Here is a 19,347-nt window from a genome sequence, read left to right as displayed (position 1 = left end):
CGGGTCGCGTTGCCGTCTGCGCCGCAGTAGGCGCCGCGCAGGCCTTGGACTTTTCGAAAGATCGAGCGCGACGGAGGGCGCGGCGGGCACGCCCCGTTCGCGCGGTGCGTAGGCAGCCGGTGCGCGCGATCGAGTGGCCCTCATCGCGACTTCGGCGGCGGCTTCTCCGGCTCCGGGGGCGCATGACGCTGGGTGCCGCCCTCGTGGATCGGCATCCGCTGCTTGCCGAAGGGCGACCAGCTGTTGCGGTCCCCGCTCCCGTGAGGATAGGACCGCTGCTCGCGTGCGGCACCGTCCTCGGGACCCTGCTTCTCGTCGCTGGCCATGGGTTTGCTTCAATGCCCCTGCAGTTCGGGGTCGCGATCGGGACCCGAACCCGGATCCTGCCGCGGCTGCTCGCCGGGCGGCTGGTCGGGGTCGCGGCGCGGCGCGTGCTTGCGGTCCGGCTCGTTCCGATCCGGCTGCCCGGGATCGTGCTTTCCGTGGTTGTGGGTCATCGTGTTCCTCGTGCCGCGCGTCGTTGTCCGAAGCGCTACCGTGGACCCGCTTTCATGCAGGACGCGTGAGGGCAATTCAGCAACCTGAGCGTGGCGACGGCATGTGGCTCTACGCGACGGTGCGTCGAATCGCGGCGCTCACGCGCGCGGACGGGCGGCGACGAGCAGCCGCCGCGGGCCCGCGCACGCCAGTCGCGCAAGGGCCGCGCAACCGAACCGCGGCGGCGATCGCCAGACGCCGCGAAGCGGAGAGGACGCGCACTCGATGCTGTGGCGACTGCGCCTGCGCGGACAACCGCTGGGCGACCGCTGGGGAGACCTCGCCAACCGGTGGGCGCCTTACGCCGACGAGCAGTGGAGCGCGTTCAACGACTGGCATGCGCTGATGGCGTTCGTCGGTGCCGGCCGCAGCGACCTGGTCGAACGCAAGCTGCAGGCGCAGGCGGGCGCGCAGGCCGGCGGCGACTACCGCACCGGGCTGACCGACGCCGGCCACGCCGTGTGCCGGGCCATCGTCGCGCATGGTCACGACGACCACAGTCGCGTAGTCGAGCTGCTTCGCCCGATCCGCGGCCTGACCCATCGCCTGGGCGGCAGCGTGGCGCAGCGCGACCTGGTCGAACTCACGCTGCTGGATTCGGCGCGTCGCTCGGGCCAGCGCATGCTCGCCGACGCACTTGAGGCCGAACGCCGCAGCGCGATGCAGTGGCGCGCCGCGGCCTGACCCGATCCCACCGGCGGCGGCGCCCCCGCGCCGCCGCCGGAAACGCGCATGCGCCTGACCCCCTTCCCCTTCTGCGCCACCGACTGGCACTCGTTGCCCGCCACCCGCTTCCCGGGCGACCACGGCTGGGCGGACGTGCGCATCCAGTCGTTCGCCGACATGTGCATCCGCCTGATCGAATTCAGCGCCGGCTACGTGTCCGACCACTGGTCCGACAAGGGCCACGTGGCGGTCTGCCTGGACGGTGAACTGGAAACCGAACTCGGCGGCGGCCGCTCGATCGTGCTGCGGCCGGGCATGACCTGCCAGCTCGGCGACCGCTCCGGTCGCCACCGCTGGCTCAGCATCACGGGCGCGAGGCTGCTGGTCATCGACTGAGCGGGCGCCGCGTCGGCTGCGTCACCTGCACGCACGGGACGCGCGAACCCGGCATGGCGACGCGCTCCAGCGGCTCGGATCCGCTTCGCCTGCGCATCTCACCCCTGCGGCCGCGACTCCACCTTCGGCTCCGCCACCTCGCGCCCGGCCTGCGCGTGGCCGGCCATTTCCGCGCCGGCATCCGGCGCCAGCCTGCGCATCTGCCAGGTCGAGACCACCGACACCAGGCCCACGGTGAGGAAGGCGAAGGTGAAGTTGATCGGCGCCTCGTCCGGGCGGCCGGTGAGCGTGCCCGCCAGGCTCAGCGCGAAGCCGCCGATGGTCACGCCCAGCGCGAGCGCGATCTGCTGCGCCATCGCGGCCAGGCTGCTGGCCTGGCTCATCCGCGCCTGGTCGATGTCGGCATAGGCGATCGCGTTGAGGCTGGTGAACTGCAGCGAACGCAGGAAGCCGCTGGCCAGCAGCACGCCCACCATCAGCGGATACGGCGTGTCGGCGCGGAACAGGCCGAAGCCGCACAGCATCAGCGAGGCAGCGAGCCCGTTCCACACCAGCACCGGGCGGAAGCCGAAGCGGTGCAGGATCCGCGGCGCGACCACCTTCATCACCATCGCGCCGGCGGTCGAGGTGAAGGTGACCAAGCCCGACTCCAGCGGATCGAGGCCGAACGACAGCTGCAGCATCAGCGGCAGCAGGAAGGGCGTGGCGCCGATGCCGATGCGGAACAGCGAACCGCCCCACACCGCCGCGCGGAAGGTGGGCACGCGCAGCAGATCCAGACGCAGCAGGGGCTGCGGATACGTGCGCGCATGCCGCACATAGGCCGCGAGCAGCCCGGCGCCGGCCAGCATGCACGCCGCCAGCACCGCGCCCGGCACCAGGCCGCGGCCGATCGCCGAAAGCCCGAACATCGCCAGCGCCAGCCCGCTGGCCGACAGCAGGAAACCGCGCACGTCCAGCGGCCCCACCGCCTGGCGCAGCTCCGGGATGTGCCGCCACGCCAGCCACATGCCCAGCAGGCCCATCGGGATGTTGATCAGGAAGATCAGGCGCCAGTGCGCGTAGGTGGTGATCGCGCCGCCGAGCACCGGCCCCAGCATCGGCCCGAGCATGGCCGGGATGGTGAGCCAGCTCAGCGCACGCACCAGTTCGGATTTCTCCACGCTGCGCAGCAGCACCAGCCGCCCCACCGGCACCATCATCGCCCCGCCCATGCCCTGCACGAAGCGCCCGGCCACCAGCTGTCCGAGCCCGTCGCTCGCCGCACAGCCGAGCGAACCGAGCAGGAACACCGCGATCGCGGCGATGAACACACGGCGCGCGCCGAAGCGGTCCGCCACCCAGCCGCTCACCGGGATGAACACGGCCAGCGCCAGCATGTAGGTGGTGATCGCCAGCTTCAGCGCCACAGGCTCCACGCCCAGGTCGGCCGCGATCTGCGGCAGCGAGGTCGAGATCGCCGTCGAGTCCATGTTCTCGATGAACAACGCGGTGGCGACGATCAGCGGAAGCAGGCGTTTGGGGGACAAGTGCGCGCGCGGGAGCCGGAGGGGAGCCCGCCATTGTCGCGTCCCGGCCGGCCAGGCGGTGTGAGCGCCCGCATGCCGCAGGGCCACCCATGGCGCAACGCGCCCCGCGGTGCGCGCGCACCGGCGACGGAACGAAGTGCGATCCATCCGCATGCGTCCAGCAGGCCGTGCGCCATGTGCGGACATGTGGCGAAGAACGGATGCGCCGCGCTCCCGCCGGTCGCACGCGCCATGCTGGGATGAACGCGACCTTCACCGGCAGCCCGGAAAAAGCCATTACATTTCCCTATTCGCATTTGGCGGCTGCAGACCGAGGGGGGAGCCCGTCTTGGACGGTCCGATACGAGCCCGGAACGGGAACGAAGCGTTCGACGGGATCACCGACAGCGCCAGGCTGCGCCTGTACGAGACCCTCCTGGCCGCCACCCCGGACCTGGTCTACGTCTTCGACCTCCAGCATCGCTTCATCTACGCCAACGAGGCGCTGCTGACCATGTGGGGGCTCGGCTGGGACGAGGCGAGGGGCAAGACCTGCCTGGAGCTGGGCTACGAACCCTGGCACGCGGCGATGCACGACGAGGAGATCGAACGCGTCGTCGCCACGCGCGCCCCGATCCGCAACGACGTCCCGTTCCGGCACGCCACGCTGGGCTGGCGGGTCTACGACTACATCTTCATCCCGGTGCTGGGACCGGACGGCACCGTCGAGGCCATCGCCGGCACCACCCGGGACATCACCGACCGCAAGCGCCAGGAAGAGGCCCTGCGCCAGAGCGAGCAGCGCTTCAGTGCGATGGTCAACGCCACCTCGGACCTGATCTACCGGATCACGCCGGACTGGCGACAGGTCGCCGTGGTCGGCGGGCGCGCCGCCGGCACGCTGCCCCGTGGCGATCTCGCCGGGTGGTCGGCCGAGCGCATCCATCCGGAAGATCGCGAGCGCGTGGCCGAGGCCATCCGCCGCGCGCGCAATTCGCTGATGCCCTACGAGGTCCAGCATCGGGTCGAACTCGCGCCGGGCGAATGGTCCTGGATCGCCACCCATGCCGTGCCCCTGCGCCATGAGGACGGCGAGGTGGCGGAATGGTTCGGCGCGGCGACCGACATCACCGACCGCAAGCGGCACGAGGAACAACTGCAGCGGCTGGTGGACGAACTCAACCACCGGGTCAAGAACACGCTGGCCATCGTCCAGGCGGTGGTGTCGCAGACGCTGCGCAGCTGCCCGGACAAGACCCTGGCGACGGAGATGGTGGAATCGCGGCTGCGCGCCCTGGCCGCCACCCACGACGTGCTGACCCTCGAGAAGTGGAAGGGCGCGAGCGTCGAGGAGATCGTGCGCATCGGCGTTTCGCATTGCATGGACGTCGAGGCCCGGCGCTTCGACGTGCAGGGCCCTCTCGCCGATCTCGATCCCCGACGCGCGGTCGCGCTGGCGATGGCGCTGCACGAGCTGTGCACCAACGCGGTAAAGTACGGTTCGCTGTCGGTGCCGGGGGGTGGGGTCCGCATCCACTGGACGCGCGAGGGAGACGCCGGCGGACGCCTCCTGCTGGAATGGCGGGAGCACGGCGGGCCCGTGGTCGAGCCTCCCACCCGCAGCGGATTCGGCTTGCGCCTGCTCGAACGCGGACTCGGCCACGACCTCGGCGGCGAGGTCGCCCTCGCCTTCCCGCCCGAAGGCGTGCACTGCCGCATCCGTACCCTGCTTCCCCACGACGCCACGCGAGAAACGCCATGACACGCCGGGTCCTCATCGTCGAAGACGAATCGCTGCTGGTGATGGTGCTCGAAGACCTCCTGCCGGAACTCGGTTACCGGGTGGAGGCGACCGCGCACTCGGTCGAAACCGCGACCCAGGCGCTGGAGCGCCACGAGCTGGACCTCGCCATCCTCGACATCAACCTGTCCGGCGACAGTTCGTTCCCCATCGCCGATGCGCTGGCCGCGCGCGGCATCCCGTTCCTGTTCGCCAGCGGTTACGGCCAGGCCATCCTGCCGCCGCGCCATGCCAAGGCGGTGCTGGTGCAGAAGCCCTTCGGCCTGCGCGAGCTGGAACAGGCGCTGACCAACCTGCCACTGCGCGAGCAGGCGGCGCCGTAGCGTGCGCGGGCCTGTCCCGCTTTCCAGCGGCCCGCCCACTCGACCGGAGGTACGCACATGACGCCCCTCGACAAGCCCCTGCGGCGCGAATTGCAGATCGACGACCAGCCCTACACCCTCACCCTCGATCCCGAGGGACTGAAGCTGGTCCGCAAGGGCCACCGCAACGGCCTGGAACTGCGCTGGCGCGAACTGGTGAGCGGCGACGCGGCGCTGGCCACCGCCTTGCAGGCATCGCTCGAAGCGAACTGATCCGCCGAGCCGCACTGGGCCCGACAGCGGGCACCACCCGCTCGCGCCAGCTCAGGCTTCCCTGGCGAACGCCGCCAACTGCTGCTGCACCGCCGTGCGCAACTCTTCGATGGCATATGGCTTGCGCAGCACCGGAATGCCGAGCGCCACCGCTTCGCTCCCGGTGGATTCGGCGAAGCCGCTGGTCAGCAGCACCGGCAGCTCCGGCCTGCGGCGCCTGAGCTCCTTCGCCAGTTCGATGCCGTTGGTGTCGCCGGGCATCATGATGTCCGAGAACACGAGGTCGATCCTGCGACCGTCGGCCAGCGCGCCCAGCGCGGCCTTCGCGCTCATCGCATGGACCACGTCGTAGCCGATCGCGCGCAGCATCTCCTCCACCAGCGTCGCCACTTCGGCATCGTCTTCCACCAGCAGGATGCAGTGGCCCGGCGCCGAGGCCGGCCCGTCCGTCGCCATGTCCTCGCCGGCCGCGGCCACGCCCTGGCGCGACCGCGGCAGCAGCAGGGTGATCGTGGTGCCCTGCCCGAGCACCGAGTCGATCGTCACGCGCCCGCCCGACTGCTTGGCGAAGCCGTACACCTGCGCCAGCCCGAGGCCGGAACCCTTGCCGACCTCCTTGGTGGTGAAGAACGGTTCGAACGCGCGCTCGCGGGTCTCCTCTGTCATGCCCGCGCCGGTGTCGCGCACCGACAGCCGCACGAACTCCCGGCCCGGTCCGGGGCCGTCGCCGCCCTTCACCACGTTCTTGCCGGCGATGGTGATCGAGCCGCTCCCGTTCATCGCATCGCGCGCGTTGACCGCGAGGTTGAGGATCACCAGTTCCAGCTCGCCCGGATCGACGAACACCGGCCACAGCCCCGGCGCGAGTTCCACGGCCACGTCGACGTCGCCGCGCAGGCTGCGGTCGAGCAGTTCGCTCATGTTGCCGATCAGCTGCGACAGGTCCACGGTCTCCGAACGCAGCGCATGGCTGCGCGAGAACGTGAGCAACTGGCGCGTGAGCGCGGCGCCGCGTTGCGTGGCCTGGCGCATGGCCGACATGAAGCGCGCGCGGCGCGCCGGGTCCTCGTGACGCTCCAGCATGTCCAGACCCGCAGTCACCACCATCAGCAGGTTGTTGAAATCGTGCGCCACGCCGCCGGTGAGCTGGCCCAGCGCCTCCATCTTCTGCGCATGCCGCAGCGACTGCTCCACGCGCACGCGCTCGGCCATCTCCTCGCGCAGCCGTTCGTTGACGTGGCGCAACTGTTCGGTGCGATGCTCCACCTGCACCTCCAGGTTGGCGGCCGCGGCATCGCGCGCATCGAGCAACACGCGGATTTCCAGCTGCCGCCGGCGTGCGCGCAGCGCGGCCTGCAGCACGCTCACCAGGGTGATCGGCTGCACCGGTCGCTCGATCAGGGAGACGTTGCCCAGCCGCTCGATCATCTGCTGGCGCCAGGCGGCCACCTTGGGATGGTCGCGCAGGCTGGTGAGCATCACGAACGGCAGGTCCGACCACGGCGGCTGCCCGCGCACCCAGTCCACCAGTGCGTCGGGCGGCTGGCCGAACAGGCCTTCCTCTGCCACGAACACCGCTGCCGCCTGGTCCAGCCCGGCCAGCAGGCAGGCGTAGTCCGGACAGATCCGGGTTTCCATGCCGCCACGATGCAGCAGGTCGGCCGCGGTGGCGGCGTCGCGCCCGGTGGGGGCGAAGACCAGGATGGTCTGGCCGCCGGCCTTAGCCCGTTGCACCGGCGCGGCCATCCAGCAAGGGTTCTTCGCTGCCGGTATAGACGGGTGTACCGGTAAAGATGCCGCTGAAGTCCTTGAGCGGCGGACCTACGACCAGGCCTCTGCTACCCAGCTGGAATTCGCGGATCGTCTGTTCGTGGTGGCCGCTGCGCTTCTTCACCACCGACAGCGCACGCCGCACCTGGCCGGCATGTTCGAAGTAGCGCAGCATCAGCACCGCATCGCTGAGGTAGCTGATGTCCAGCGGCGCTTCGGTCGGCCCCATCATCCCGTGCTGGGCCAGGACCAGGATCGTCACGACGCCCTGTTGCGCGAGGTAGGTGAGCAGCTCGTGCATCTGCAGGATCAGGAAGCGCCCGTCCGGCATCGCGTTGAGATAGCCGTTGAGGCTGTCGATCAGCACCACGCGCGCGCCGTCCTTTTCCACGCGCCGGCGCACGATGGCCGCGAACTCCCCCGGCGACATCTCGGCCGGGTCGATCTGCTGGAAGACGACCAGGCCCTCGTCGATCGCCGCCGACAGGTTGAGCCCCAGCGCCTTCGACCGCGCCTCGATGGTGCCGCGCCCCTCGTCGAAGGCGAAGATCGCGCTGCGCTCGCCCCGCTCCGCCGCGGCGACCGCGTAGTTCAGCGCCAGCGAGGACTTGCCCACGCCCGCGGCGCCGATGAGCAGCGCATTGGTGCCGCGCTCCAGGCCGCCGCCGAGCAGCTCGTCGAGCGCGGCGTTGCCGCTGGGGGTGAATTCGCCCGAGAACATGGTGTGGTGCTCGGAGGCGACCAGCCGCGGGTAGACGTCGATGCCGCCCTTGCAGATCTTGATGTCGTGGAAGCCGCCGCGAAACTCGATGCCGCGCATCTTCACCACTCGCAGGCGCCTGCGCTCGGCGCCGTAATCGATCGCCAGCTGCTCCAGCAGCACCACGCCGTGCGAGATCGAATGCAGTTGCAGGTCGTTCTCGGCCGAGGTCATGTCGTCGAGCAGCACCACGGTGCAGTTGCGGTTGGCGAAGAACTGCTTGAGGGCCAGCACCTGGCGCCGGTAGCGCAGCGAACTCTGGGCCAGCAGCCGCAGTTCCGACAGGCTGTCGATCACCACACGGCTGGGGTTGGAGGCGGTGACCCGGTCGAGGATCAGTCGCGTGGTTTCCCCAAGCTCGAGCTCGGCGGGGTGCAGCAGCGTGATTTCCTGGCTCTGGTCGAGCGTGGTCTCGGGCGGCACCAGTTCCACGATGTCCACGCCGGCCAGGTCCCAGTCGTGGCGGCGGGCGACCAGTTTCAGTTCGCGCTCGGTCTCGGACAGGGTGATGTACAGCACCCGCTCGCCCTGGCGCGCGCCCTCCAGCAGGAACTCCATCGCCAGCGTGGTCTTGCCCGCGCCGGGCCGGCCTTCGTAGAGGTACATGCGGTCGCGGTCGAGGCCGCCGCCGAGGATGCTGTCGAGACCGCGGTTGCCGGTCGACACGCGCAGATCCTGATTGTCCGAGCCATCTGAAGGTGACATGCAAACCATTCCTTTCGCTCCGACTCGGACGGCGATCCAGCAGCAGCTTCGCCAGGCAGCACGGTGTCGCAGGGGCCCGCCCTGCCGCGGGCCGTGCCTGCCGCCCGGCGAGCCGGATCGGGCGGCGTGGTGGTACAGGTTTGTGTACGCGGTCGACTATGAATGGCGGCGCGTGAAAGCCGCATTGAGCGTGCGGGGCCGCATCAGGAAACGTTCACGCCGGGGACGCAACGTGGGGTCCGGATGATTTCTCTTCATCCGCTCATCACGCATCCTCCGTGTTCAACGCCTGCTTCCAGACAGGCAGAAAGTCGGCCGCAGGCAGGACACGCCACACGATGCTCAGCCAACGCGTGCGGCGACCTTGCATTCACATTCAAGGGAATCGACCTTCGCCGCGAACGTTTATGCAGCTGAATCTCGACGACACGCGTTTTCACGACGCCATGGCGAGCGCCGGCCCACTCTTCACCTCCACCAGTCATTGCAGCGCATTGGGAGCACAGTCGTGGACCTCGATTCCATGGAAGATTCCTCCATCCGGGTCCATCGGGACCCCGTCCACCGGGACCAGGATTCCTGTTCGCACGATCCCTACCCGGCGCACGATTCCCGCTCCGCAGACACCGGGCCTGCCACCGATACGACTCCCACCCGGCCAGCGTGGCCACCGCATCGATCCATCGCGTCCGGGCACGATACAGACGCCGCCCCGGACATCCGGATCGACCGCACCGATGCGTTCGTCATTCGGCAGGCCTGCATCACGCCGCCCACCGACGAGGAAGTTGCGGCCTCCACGCACGCATCCGGGCTCCTGGACGACTGCGTGGCGGAGTTCACCCGCCGCCTGCAGGCCTGCATGACGCTGACCGACGACGAACACTTCCACGCGCGGGTGCTGGCCGACATCCAGGCATTGAAGGCGCGTTGCCGGCCCGAAGACGCCTTCCGCTTCCAACTCAAGGCCGCCCGCGTACTGGCGGAGTTCGGCTTCACCGCGTGGCCGTCGACATCCGACACGCTGCATGCGCCCCCACCGCCGCACGATGTGGCACCGGTCGTCGATGCGCCGGAGACCGGCGAAGCGGCTCCGCGACCGGATCCGCGCACCGGAGCACGGGCTGCCTGACGCCTGTCGCGCGCGAGCACCCGGTTCTTCCCGGCCACAGCGACAGCCTGTTCACGCCACAACGTCCATAAGGCCGCATGGCCAGATCCACCTCGTTCTGCGCATGCGCCCTCGCGGCCCTGTTCGCGCTGTCGGCGTGCGACCGCTATCCACGCGATGCCGACGACCTCACCGCGCAGGCGGCCCACGCCGGCATGCGCGTCGGCGCCAGCCACGACCCGCCTTACGTGCAGGTGGCGGCCGACGGTCACGTCACCGGCCCCGAGGCCGAACTGGTCCAGCGCTTCGCCGACGCGCACGGCTACCGCGTGACCTGGAAGCCGGGCGGCCACGACGCGCTGATGCGCGATCTCGAACGCACCCGGCTGCACGCGGTGATCGGCGGCCACCACCGCACCTCGCCGTGGACGCCGAAGGTGGGCTGGTCGCGACCGCTGCACCAGCGCGCCGCGGAAGATGCGCCGCTGCCGGAGCGGCGGATCGCGCTGCCGCCGGGCCAGTCGCAATGGCATCTCGCCTTCGACCGCCACCTCGTCCGGCACGAGGGCGCGCAATGAGCATCGCCAAGCGCCCACCGTCCCGCGCACTGCCGGCGGAACAGCAGCACGCCCTGCGCCGCGCCGAACGCCTGTGCGGATGGACACTGCTGTGGATGTCGCTGGTGTCGGCGCTGATGTACTTCGCGATGGGCGGTTCGCAGGCGATGAAGACCGCGCTGGTCGAGGACCTGCTGAGCCTGGTGCCGCCGATCGCCTTCCTGGTGGCCAGCCGATTCCGCCGCAAGGGCGTGGACCACGAATACATCACCGGACGCGAGCGCGCGTTCGACGTGAACTTCCTGATCTCCGCCGTTGCGCTCGCCGGCGTGGGGCTTGCGCTGGTGTACGACGGCCTGCACACGCTGCTCAGCGCCACGCGCCCGGTGGTGGGCACGGTGGTGGTGGCCGGCCACGTGGTCTGGCAGGGCTGGGCGATGATGGCGGCGCTGGCGGTCTCCGCGGTGCCGCCGATCGTCCTCGGCCGCAAGAAGCTCGCGCTGGCGAAACAGCTCTCGCTCAAGCCGCTGCATACCGACGCGGACATGGGCAAGGCCGACTGGATGACCGCGGCCGCCGGCATCGTCGGCGTCGCCGGCATCGGTTTCGGCCTGTGGTGGGCGGATGCCGTCGCCGCGCTGGCGATCGCCGGCAGCATCCTCCACGACGGCGTGAGCAACCTGCGCGGTGCGGTCCGCGACCTGCACGACGCGCGGCCGCAGCAACTCGACCGCAGCGATCCCGATCCGCTGCCCGCCCGCCTGTGCAGGGAGATCGCCGCCCTGCCCTGGATGGAAGGCTGCGGCGTGCGCCTGCACGAGGAAGGCTTCAACCTCTCCGGGATCGTGCTGCTGGGCAACCGCACCCTCACCGCGGCCCAGGTGGAGGAAGTACGCGCGATCGCGCATGCCATCGACTGGCGGCTCGACCAGATCGACGTCTCGCTCGACACCTCGGCATAGCCTGCACGCCTGATCGCGGCCTGGCCCCCGATTCGCGGCGCGCTCTTCCTTCGCCCGCCCCCGGCCCCGGGGAGGCGAACGCGCGCCAGCGCTGCCGGCAGCGCTGGTCCATCCGCGGCGCCGCTCCCGACCTTTGGCGCCCGGCGGCTCCCCGACCCGCGCTCGCCGCCTACAGCCGCTCCACGGCACTCGCGCGTATCAGCACCTCGTCCTGCCGGAACCGGCGCTCCAGCGTTTCGCGGTACGTCGCCCACCACCCATGGTCGACATGCGCCGCCATCACCTCGAACAGCACCACCTCGTCGCGCTGCACCGCGCCGCCGTCGTCCTCCCACGCACCCACCGCAGGTGCCCGGAGGAAGGCGGTGACGCCGCCGAAGCGATCGGTGAGCTCGCTGCGGACGGTGTCGTAGAGCGCCTTCGGGAAGGCCTCGCCATCGTGGTCGCGGAGGGGGAGGAAGAGCTGGATGAGGTGCATGGGCGGCGACCCGGGGAACGATGTCGAGCCCGACCATTGCGCACCGCGCGTGCAGCCGATGTCGCGACGCGCCCGGCGGCGGGTCGTGCGCATGCGACGGCATGCCGCTGCGTCGCGCAGCGCGAGCGGTGAACGCTGCGCCATCTCAGACGCGTGCGGCCTGGCCACGATCCGGAAAGGGACGTGCTCGCGAGCGACGGCCCGGGCCCCGGAGCGCGCCTGCGCGGTGGGCGCAGGCAGCGGCGCTACTGCGCGGCGTGCAGGCTGGCGTCCCCGATGGCCGCGATGCCGGCCGGGGCGTCGGCATGCACCGGCGGCGCCGGGCCCAGCGCGCGAGCCGCGTCGAACAACGCCTCCAGCCCGGCATGCGTGCCGCGCAGGCGATCGACCACGCTCGCGGCCCAGTCGAAGTACTCGCGGCGGCGGTACGCCGGCCAGTCGGCAGGCGGGAATTCGACGAGGTCGCGCAGGTTGGCGATCTTGTCGGCCAGCCTGATCAGCCGGGCGCCGTGCGGCATCTGCGCGGCGTGTGCCACCTGCAGGCGCTTGCGCTCGGCCCTGGGCAGGGCCCTGTCGTCGGTGACGGCGTCCACCAGGCGCAGCACGGCGTCGCCGAAACGCCTGCGCAGCAGGTCGCGGCCTTCGTCGACGCTCGCCTGGCCGTCATCGCCGCCGCAGCAGTCCTCGAGGTAGTCGTGCAGGGCCGCGGCGCAGAGCACGTCGGTATCGTCGATGCCCGCCTCGACGGCCAGGATCCGCACCAGCGCGACCGGATGGTTGATGCAGGGCGTGGCATCGAGGTCCTTGCGCCGCTGCGCGCGATGGGCATGCGCGGCGAAGGCGATGGCGTCGACGACGCGGGCAAGGGGAGCGTGGTGTCTGGTCATCGGGAGCCTCGTGATGCGCGCCAGCCTGTCCGGGAGGTGTCGCAGGAGGAGAGACGAAGGCCTCTCCCGCCCCTCGCACCCTCGTGGGGTCGCGGCATGGCATCTACCTGAATGGTCCCGGCACGCCGTTCATCCGGCTGGCGCGTGCATGGCGCTAGATTTGCTTTGCAACAGGGGGCCAGTGCACCCGTCGCAATCCGTGGCCGCATGGAGTTGCTGTGTCGTTTTCCCTCTTCGAGTGCCAGGACGGCACGCTCGTCGTCGTCCCCCGCGGCCTCACCCCGCCGCTCGAAGCCTACAAGGCGCATGGCGAGTTCCTGCACCTGAGCGACGCGTGCCGGGATCTGTACGACACCTCGCTCTGGGACGAGATTTCCCGCGAAGTCGATCGCACGCTCTACAAGGTGGTGACGCGCGAGGTCGCCCTGCGCATCTTCGACGTGCCCGACCGCCTGCGGACGGATTGAAGCGCGATCGGAGTCCATCGGGTTCCGGAAGAACGGGCGCCCTCGACGGGCGCCCGATCGTCCCGCCGCGCCGTCGCGCCAACCGGTGGTCGGTGGCGCGAAGCGCATGAGGCACGGCGCAATCAGGCCGCCTCGCTGTCCATCTGCGCGCGCTCGTTGCCGCCCTGCTCGGCCAGCATGGTCAGCTTCTCGTCGGTCGCCTTCTCTTCCTTCAGCGTCTCGAGCAGGAGCTTGAGCGCATCGCGCTGTCCCTGCTGCTTGGCGAGCGCGGCGAGGGTGCCGTAGGCGGCGATCTCGTAGTGCTCGACCTTCTGCGCGCCGCCGATCAGCGCGGCATCGCGCAGCGGGCCCTTCTCGATCGAGTCGATGACGTCCTTGCCCTCCTCGACCAGGCCTTCCATCGCGGCGCACTTGATGCGCTTGAGCTTGATGCCCATCAGCTCGACGATCTGGTCGATGCGCTCGATCTGCACCAGGGTCTCTTCCAGGTGGGCCTCGAAGGCCGCGACCAGTTTCGGGTTGTCGGCCGCGCGCGCGAGCCGCGGCAGCGCCTTGGACATCTGCTTCTCCGCGCTGTAGGTGTCGGAGAGCTCGTGGATGAACAATTCTTCGAAATTCTTGACGGACATGTGATGTGCTCCAGTGGATGTCGGGGAATTTCCTGAGTTGCGAACGCTACGTTTCGCGCCCTCAAGAACCGGTGAAACATTCGGCGAAAGCGGTGAAGCGATGGCGGAACCTTGTCGCGACTTCGGCAACCGCATCGCCATCTAGCGCGTGACCTCTGCGCATGCGATGCCTGCGTCGCGGCCCGCGCGCGGACGGCTGTGCGACCTCGCGCCTTCAGAACATGCGACAGGCGGGCACGAGGCCCCGCAGCGGGGGCCTCGTGGTTTCGCTGGTCTGGCGTTCCCTGCCTCGCTCCTGCGCCCTCGCCGCGATCAGCGGCCGTCGCCGTCGGCATCGCCCGGGAGCGCCCGTTCCACGCGATGCCAGGCGGCGCGGGTGGCCTCGCGCGCGTCGTTCCATTCCAGGCGCGAATTGCCGCGGCCGCGTTCGTACTCGCTACGCAGTTCCGGCTCGGCCTCGTCGAAACTGCGGTCGGCATAACGCGACCTGGCCTCGAAGCCCGTGCGGTAGGCTGGCGCGTAGTCGTCGTAACCGAACTGTTGGTTGTGGTACGGCTCTTTCGTGTAGTTCTCGCGCCAGTACGCGTCTTCGACGGTGGGGTTCACCTTCTCAGCCGCGGCCTTGCCGCCCAGGCCACCCGCCACCGCGCCCGCGGCGGCGCCGACCACGGTGCCGACCGGGCCGGCGACCGAGCCGATCGCCGCACCGGCCACGCCGCCGGCGGCGGCACCCATCCCGGTACCGACCGGATGCGCGCCGGGCGCGCCGGTGATGGGATCGCGGTTGGCGTCGTTGTCGGCGTCGCGCTTGGCGTCGCGATGCGGATCGCGGTTGTCGTTCGTCATTGACATGCTCCTTGAGGGTCCGGCTCGATGCCGTGCGTCAAGGTGCGCGCCACGCCGTGACAAGCGCGTGTTACGGCAGGACAATTTTCTGAACGCGCAGCGCCGCGCATTTAGGCATGTGCAGGCAGCGTTCGCGCAATGTTGCGAACGCGTTGCGAGGCGCGCTAGCGGCCTTCCCGCGTTGCGAGCCGGTTCCAGGAGATCGGCCCACCATCGATCAGCGATGCGTCGTAGCCTGGCCTGGAAAACAGCGCCCATTGCTGCCGCGGGTGGAACCAGTCGAGCAGGCGGAAGCGCAGACCGCACTCTGCCGCCCACTCCTCCAGCGTCTCCGGCCTGTACTTCACGCAACCCGGGTAGACCCACCCCGTCCCGGCGAAATCCTGCGTACTCACGAGGAAGGTGGCGAAGAGCGCACCGTTCCCTGCCAGGTGGGCCGACACCTGCGACAGCCATTGCCTGAGCAGGTCGTGCCCGCAGTGGCTGAAGATCGACTGTGCGACCGCCACGTCCACGGCCAGCGGTGCCTGGAACTCGTCCAGCGAGTCGCGGAAGGAGAACACCGGTTGCTTGATGCGCACGAGGTCGGAGCCGACCTCGTTGGCGATCCCGTCCTCCACCAGCCAGCGGTTCGGTTCGATGCCGGTGTAGTGGCCTGCGTTGAGGTACGGGATCAGCAGCCGCCCCACCCGCAGCGACCCGCAACCGATGTCCAGCACCCGGTGGTGCTGGCGAAGGCCGGTGCAGGTGAGCAGGTTGAACACCATCGCCGATACAAGGTCGTAGTCGCGCGGCGGACCGACGTAGGCCCGGTAGTGTTCATCGCCCGGCTTCATGTCCAGCGCCAGGCCATGGGTCTTCGGCGCGACACCCGGGACAGGCTGGGTCATCTGCGCGCCTCAGGTGACGCTCCGGATGCGGGTCGGCACGGAAGTCGTCGATGCATGGTCATGTCGTCCGCTCGCTCTGGCCGCCGGCCCGATGCCTGCACGCCACCAAAGACTATGATGGTGCAACAACGGGTCGAGGAAAACATCACGATGAATCGCGCGCGTCCGGCTTGCCTGGGGATCCTGGCCCTCCTGATGGCCGCCTGCAGGCCATCGCCACCTCCGGCGGAGCCTGCGGACCCGGTGCAGCCGGTCACGCAGCGGCCGACCGTCGCGACCTTGCCGCCATCCGGGCCGGCCGCGCCGGCGCGGCCCACGGACGGGATGGCCTCGTCTCCCGGAAGCATGGTGGTCTACTCCTGCGACGACGGCCGCGGCCTCACCGTGACCTACGACAGGCACAGCGCGCTGGTCAAGCTGGCGTCGGGTTCGACCATGCTGACGCGCGCGGAGGAAGCCTCGTACGGGGGGCGCGACGCCTACCTGGGTGAAGAACTGTCGCTGTATCGCAGTGGCGATGTCGTGCAGCTCGACGTCGCGGGGAAATCCAGCGTCTGCGGCCAGCTCCAGGTCCGCTAGGACACGAAGCCGAGAGCCGGCCATCGATGAGGTGCGGTGCCGCGGACGCCCGGTAGACGCGCGTCGCGCGCGCCCCGGCCGCCCCGTGTATGCCGCGGCCATGCGCGCGGCTGGCGCCAAACGCCCCGCCGCACGATGGCGCGCTCTCGCATGGCCGCCACCGCGTCCGCGGACGCTATCTCAGCGCGGCGGCAGTGGCGGCGCCGTCCACCGTGTTGCCGTTGATCTGGTTGTTGCCATAGGAGAGGATCTGACCTCCGCTGGCGACCACCAGGCCGGTGCCATTCGCCGTCACGACCGAGCTGCCGATGCGTATCGCCGCGTTGGTGCCGACCGAGCGCACGCCCTCGCCCGCGTTGTTGGCCACGACCACATCGTTGAGCATCATGCGGACCTGACCGCCCGAACCCAGCGCCACCACGCCGTGGTACGGCGCGCCGCTCATCGTGCTGCCGGCGGCGGTCACGTGGATCTGCCCGGTGGTGCCGGCCGAATCCGCGCGAATCCCCACGGTATTGCCGGTGAGCACCGTGCCGGTGATGGTGACGTTGGCGCCGGCCGAGCCCGTGGGACTGATCTGGATGCCCGCCCCGGCAGTGCCGCTGCCGTTGCCGCTGATGGACGAGTCGACGATATGGATTTTGGCGATACCCGATGCGTGGTTGATCTGGATGCCGTTGCCGTACGGGGCGCCTCCCTTGAAGTCGCGGATCGTGGAGTCCTCCACCAGCAATGACGCGCCCTGGATGAAGCGGATGCCGTTGAGGCCGGGCGAAGTGGCCGGGCTTCCGTCGATGTCGAGCCCCCGCAGCACCACATCGATGCCCGCGCCATTGATCAGGACGCCGTTGGTACCGCCCGCGAGCGCAGAACCTTCGACGATTTTGCACGCGATGGTGATCGACTTGGTGATCGTGACCGCGCCGAACCCGCCCGGGTCCAGGCAGTTGATCATGCCGCTGGCGGCGGTCTTGGAAATCGCCCCCGCCCAGGTCTTGCAGGGCGCGGTACGACTGCAGGGATTGGCGTCGTCTCCCACGCCCGACACCCAGGTGCGGGTAGCCTGGGCGAACGCACTGCCGCTGGCCAGCAGCAAAAGCACGCATACGACGATCGAACTGGTGGACGTGGCACAGGTTCGTTTCATGACATTCCCCTTGCGCGTGGATGATTGTTGGTGTCGAACGAGAAAACGGCCCGGGCAGGTCGGGCTGCCCGTGGCGTCACCGCCCCCGTTGCCAGACCCTTCCGCCTGCCGCGTATTTTTCCCCCGGAGCGGCCGGCCGGTCCGCGGCCAGGCGACGTCCCCGAGGCAATAGTGCACCAGTTGCCGGCGCTCGGGGTCGCCACCCCGGTCGACACTTCTCGTTGCCGGGCCTCCCGTCCGTCGTAGCGGACTCGAAGCGCCGTCGTCATCCCGGCCGTGGACATTTCCCCAACCCTCAGCCGCGCAGCTTCAACGTCGGATGCTCGTCGAGCGTGCCGTCTTCGCGGATCACCACGTGGCGGGTGTCGTCCTTGTCGAACAGCACCGGGATCGGCGCCTGGAACAGCGGACGGCGCACGAAGGCCAGGCGCCAGCGGAAGATTTCCATCGCTTCCAGGGTGACCAGTTGCGCGGGCGTGAGGCCGTCGCGCAGCGCAACCGGATCGCCGGCGGGTGCCGGCTTGCGGCGCTCGGGCGTGCGTGCCGGCGCGGCGCGCGGCGGGGTCTGGGCCGGCCAGGGGCCGGCGAGGACGTTGGCTTGGCTCTGAAGGCTGGGCATGGCACCGGATTCCAGGAACGGCCCCACGGGCCGGACGTTGCGGGCGCTCCGAGGGAACGCGGGCGTCCGCATCCGTCCGCCATGCAAGCGGCGTGCCGCGACGTACGCCCGATCAAGTCTCCCGGACGCCGAGGCAGCCTGCACGTCGGCCGCCCCGGCACAGTGACGTCACCGGCCACCCTGACGCGGCGGCCAGCCACTCCACCGAGGACACCGCCATGACCCGCATCTTCCCCACCCTCCTGGCCGCCGCCATGGCCACCACCGCCGTCGCCCATGCGCAGGCCACAGCGCCCACCCCCGATCCCGGCACCGATGCCGTGCGCAACATCGTGCTGGTGCACGGCGCCTTCGCCGACGGCAGCGGCTGGCGCGGCGTGTACGACGACCTCACCGCCCGCGGCTATCGCGTGAGCATCGTGCAGAACCCGCTCACCTCGCTGGCCGACGACGTCGCCGCCACCCGCCGCGTGCTCGACCGCCAGGACGGTCCCGCGATCCTCGTCGGTCATTCCTGGGGCGGCACCGTGATCACCGAAGCCGGCGTGCACGACAAGGTGGCCGGCCTGGTCTACGTGTCGGCGCTCGCGCCCGACGCCGGCGAGACCACCGCGCAGCAGTACCAGGGCTTCGCCGCCACGCCCGAGTTCGTGATCGACGTGCACCCCGACGGCATCGGCTACCTCAACGGAGAGAAGTTCAAGGCCGGCTTCGCCCACGACGCCAGCGACAAGGACGCCGCCTTCCTGCGCGATTCGCAGGTGCCGATCACGATGGCCGAGTTCGAAACCCCCGTGCAGCACGCCGCGTGGCGCAGCAAGCCCAGCTGGGCGGTGATCGCCACCGAAGACAAGGCCTTCGACCAGGCGATGCTGGTGCACATGGCGCAGCGCATCGGCGCGCAGATCAGCTATGTCAAGGCGAGCCATGCGTTGTACTTCACCCAGCCCAAGGCGGTGGCGGATGTGATCGAGCAGGCCGCAAAAGGCTCGGCGTCCCCCAGCCACTGAGCTGCGACTGGCCCGGCCCGTCCCATCGCTCTTAGCCGACAAGGCCGACACGAACGACCCCACCACAGCCGCGGGATCCCGTATCCCTTGTAGGAGCGGCCCATGGCCGCGACCGGGCGCGACCCGACGCGGCAGGTCCCACGCGACGGCAGTCGCGGCCATGGGCCGCTCCTACAGGGCATCGGACGACGTCGGCGGCGGGGAATGGACCGGAGAGACCCAAGCCGGGGAATGCTGTGCTCCAGCGATCTTCTTCGGCCAGCCAAGCGGCCAAGCGCGCTGCCGTACCGCCTTCCTCGCCGACAAGGCCGACATGGACGACCCCACCCCAGCCGCGGGTCTCGCATCCTTTAGGAGCGGCCCATGGCCGCGACCGGGCGCGGACCCGACGCGGCAGGTCCCACGCGACGGCAGTCGCGGCCATGGGCCGCTCCTACAGGGCATCGG

The 19,347-nt window shown here is 70.0% G+C and carries 23 protein-coding genes and 1 pseudogene; 12 read left to right on the top strand and 12 right to left on the bottom strand.

Annotated features, from left to right (window positions below):
- Positions 1–140: 140 nt before the first annotated feature.
- Positions 141–326 carry a hypothetical protein gene (locus JMO03_RS20090; protein WP_202845550.1) on the bottom strand — a complete coding sequence of 62 codons (186 nt, stop codon included), beginning with the start codon at positions 324–326 and terminating at the stop codon, positions 141–143.
- 9 nt (positions 327–335) lie between these two features.
- Complete coding sequence (locus JMO03_RS20085) at positions 336–497, bottom strand: hypothetical protein (protein ID WP_202845549.1); 162 nt, start codon at positions 495–497, stop codon at positions 336–338.
- A gap of 265 nt (positions 498–762) precedes the next feature.
- Between JMO03_RS20085 and JMO03_RS20080 the strand changes: the two genes are divergently transcribed.
- Both JMO03_RS20080 and JMO03_RS20075 read left to right on the top strand, forming a co-directional pair.
- The gene (locus JMO03_RS20080) at positions 763–1,221 is read left to right on the top strand and encodes a tetratricopeptide repeat protein (RefSeq protein ID WP_202845548.1); all 459 of its coding nucleotides are present in this window, start codon (positions 763–765) and stop codon (positions 1,219–1,221) included.
- Positions 1,222–1,269: 48 nt separating this feature from the next.
- The gene (locus JMO03_RS20075) at positions 1,270–1,599 is read left to right on the top strand and encodes a DHCW motif cupin fold protein (protein ID WP_202845547.1); all 330 of its coding nucleotides are present in this window, start codon (positions 1,270–1,272) and stop codon (positions 1,597–1,599) included.
- Positions 1,600–1,697: 98 nt separating this feature from the next.
- On the opposite strand, the gene JMO03_RS20070 is transcribed toward JMO03_RS20075, so the two are convergent.
- A complete protein-coding gene (locus JMO03_RS20070) occupies positions 1,698–3,128 on the bottom strand; it encodes an MFS transporter (RefSeq protein ID WP_202845546.1) in 1,431 nt (476 codons plus the stop codon).
- Positions 3,129–3,504: 376 nt separating this feature from the next.
- Between JMO03_RS20070 and JMO03_RS21280 the strand changes: the two are divergent.
- From JMO03_RS21280 to JMO03_RS20055, 4 genes and pseudogenes are all read left to right on the top strand, one after another.
- A pseudogene (locus JMO03_RS21280) lies at positions 3,505–3,897 on the top strand (PAS domain-containing protein); the annotation flags it as partial.
- 24 nt (positions 3,898–3,921) lie between these two features.
- Positions 3,922–4,869, top strand: coding sequence for a sensor histidine kinase (locus JMO03_RS21275; RefSeq protein WP_238346373.1), 948 nt, complete (start codon positions 3,922–3,924; stop codon positions 4,867–4,869).
- Entirely contained in the window at positions 4,866–5,231 is a 366-nt protein-coding gene (locus JMO03_RS20060; protein ID WP_202845544.1) for a response regulator, read from the top strand. The genes JMO03_RS21275 and JMO03_RS20060 overlap by 4 nt, the downstream gene beginning before the upstream one ends.
- A 57-nt stretch (positions 5,232–5,288) precedes the next feature.
- Complete coding sequence (locus JMO03_RS20055) at positions 5,289–5,483, top strand: hypothetical protein (RefSeq protein WP_202845543.1); 195 nt, start codon at positions 5,289–5,291, stop codon at positions 5,481–5,483.
- 51 nt (positions 5,484–5,534) lie between these two features.
- Here the strand turns inward: JMO03_RS20055 and JMO03_RS20050 are convergent, their stop codons facing one another.
- Complete coding sequence (locus JMO03_RS20050; protein ID WP_202845542.1) at positions 5,535–7,229, bottom strand: ATP-binding protein; 1,695 nt, start codon at positions 7,227–7,229, stop codon at positions 5,535–5,537.
- The gene (locus JMO03_RS20045; protein ID WP_202845541.1) at positions 7,204–8,718 is read right to left on the bottom strand and encodes an ATPase domain-containing protein; all 1,515 of its coding nucleotides are present in this window, start codon (positions 8,716–8,718) and stop codon (positions 7,204–7,206) included. Before JMO03_RS20045 ends, JMO03_RS20050 begins: the two co-directional genes overlap by 26 nt.
- Before the next feature lie 508 nt (positions 8,719–9,226).
- Here JMO03_RS20045 and JMO03_RS20040 point away from each other — a divergent pair.
- From JMO03_RS20040 to JMO03_RS20030, 3 genes are all read left to right on the top strand, one after another.
- Positions 9,227–9,850, top strand: a complete 624-nt coding sequence (locus JMO03_RS20040; protein ID WP_202845540.1) for a hypothetical protein — start codon at positions 9,227–9,229, stop codon at positions 9,848–9,850.
- 77 nt (positions 9,851–9,927) lie between these two features.
- Positions 9,928–10,407 (top strand): transporter substrate-binding domain-containing protein, encoded by a 480-nt coding sequence (locus JMO03_RS20035; RefSeq protein ID WP_202845539.1) that lies wholly within the window; start codon positions 9,928–9,930, stop codon positions 10,405–10,407.
- Complete coding sequence (locus JMO03_RS20030; protein WP_202845538.1) at positions 10,404–11,348, top strand: cation efflux transmembrane domain-containing protein; 945 nt, start codon at positions 10,404–10,406, stop codon at positions 11,346–11,348. The genes JMO03_RS20035 and JMO03_RS20030 overlap by 4 nt, the downstream gene beginning before the upstream one ends.
- Before the next feature lie 169 nt (positions 11,349–11,517).
- Here JMO03_RS20030 and JMO03_RS20025 read toward each other — a convergent pair whose 3' ends face one another.
- Both JMO03_RS20025 and JMO03_RS20020 read right to left on the bottom strand, forming a co-directional pair.
- Positions 11,518–11,919, bottom strand: coding sequence for a hypothetical protein (locus JMO03_RS20025; RefSeq protein WP_238346357.1), 402 nt, complete (start codon positions 11,917–11,919; stop codon positions 11,518–11,520).
- Between the two features lie 152 nt (positions 11,920–12,071).
- Positions 12,072–12,713 carry an HD domain-containing protein gene (locus JMO03_RS20020; protein WP_202845537.1) on the bottom strand — a complete coding sequence of 214 codons (642 nt, stop codon included), beginning with the start codon at positions 12,711–12,713 and terminating at the stop codon, positions 12,072–12,074.
- A 218-nt stretch (positions 12,714–12,931) separates the two neighbouring features.
- Between JMO03_RS20020 and JMO03_RS20015 the strand changes: the two genes are divergently transcribed.
- Positions 12,932–13,180 carry a hypothetical protein gene (locus JMO03_RS20015; RefSeq protein WP_202845536.1) on the top strand — a complete coding sequence of 83 codons (249 nt, stop codon included), beginning with the start codon at positions 12,932–12,934 and terminating at the stop codon, positions 13,178–13,180.
- A 122-nt stretch (positions 13,181–13,302) separates the two neighbouring features.
- On the opposite strand, the gene JMO03_RS20010 is transcribed toward JMO03_RS20015, so the two are convergent.
- From JMO03_RS20010 to JMO03_RS20000, 3 genes are all read right to left on the bottom strand, one after another.
- On the bottom strand, positions 13,303–13,809 hold the full coding sequence (locus tag JMO03_RS20010; protein ID WP_202845535.1) for a YciE/YciF ferroxidase family protein: 507 nt from the start codon (positions 13,807–13,809) through the stop codon (positions 13,303–13,305).
- A 312-nt stretch (positions 13,810–14,121) separates the two neighbouring features.
- The gene (locus JMO03_RS20005; RefSeq protein WP_202845534.1) at positions 14,122–14,655 is read right to left on the bottom strand and encodes a glycine zipper domain-containing protein; all 534 of its coding nucleotides are present in this window, start codon (positions 14,653–14,655) and stop codon (positions 14,122–14,124) included.
- Positions 14,656–14,819: 164 nt separating this feature from the next.
- Positions 14,820–15,545, bottom strand: coding sequence for a class I SAM-dependent methyltransferase (locus JMO03_RS20000; RefSeq protein WP_202845533.1), 726 nt, complete (start codon positions 15,543–15,545; stop codon positions 14,820–14,822).
- 324 nt (positions 15,546–15,869) lie between these two features.
- Here JMO03_RS20000 and JMO03_RS19995 point away from each other — a divergent pair, with 324 nt between their 5' ends.
- The gene (locus JMO03_RS19995) at positions 15,870–16,124 is read left to right on the top strand and encodes a hypothetical protein (RefSeq protein ID WP_202845532.1); all 255 of its coding nucleotides are present in this window, start codon (positions 15,870–15,872) and stop codon (positions 16,122–16,124) included.
- Positions 16,125–16,299: 175 nt separating this feature from the next.
- Here JMO03_RS19995 and JMO03_RS19990 read toward each other — a convergent pair whose 3' ends face one another.
- Positions 16,300–17,271 carry a right-handed parallel beta-helix repeat-containing protein gene (locus JMO03_RS19990; protein WP_202845531.1) on the bottom strand — a complete coding sequence of 324 codons (972 nt, stop codon included), beginning with the start codon at positions 17,269–17,271 and terminating at the stop codon, positions 16,300–16,302.
- 295 nt (positions 17,272–17,566) lie between these two features.
- Positions 17,567–17,890: a hypothetical protein gene (locus JMO03_RS21270; RefSeq protein ID WP_238346356.1), complete on the bottom strand. Its 324-nt coding sequence runs from the start codon at positions 17,888–17,890 to the stop codon at positions 17,567–17,569.
- Positions 17,891–18,108: 218 nt separating this feature from the next.
- On the opposite strand from JMO03_RS21270, the gene JMO03_RS19980 reads away from it, so the two are divergent.
- Positions 18,109–18,900, top strand: a complete 792-nt coding sequence (locus JMO03_RS19980; protein WP_202845530.1) for an alpha/beta fold hydrolase — start codon at positions 18,109–18,111, stop codon at positions 18,898–18,900.
- The last annotated feature ends 447 nt before the right edge of the window (positions 18,901–19,347 follow it).

This window comes from Luteimonas saliphila, assembly GCF_016774335.1.
In the GTDB taxonomy this organism is placed as follows: domain Bacteria; phylum Pseudomonadota; class Gammaproteobacteria; order Xanthomonadales; family Xanthomonadaceae; genus Luteimonas; species Luteimonas saliphila.
Note: the sequence above shows the minus strand (reverse complement) of the source record. Positions and strands in the feature narration are given on the sequence as shown.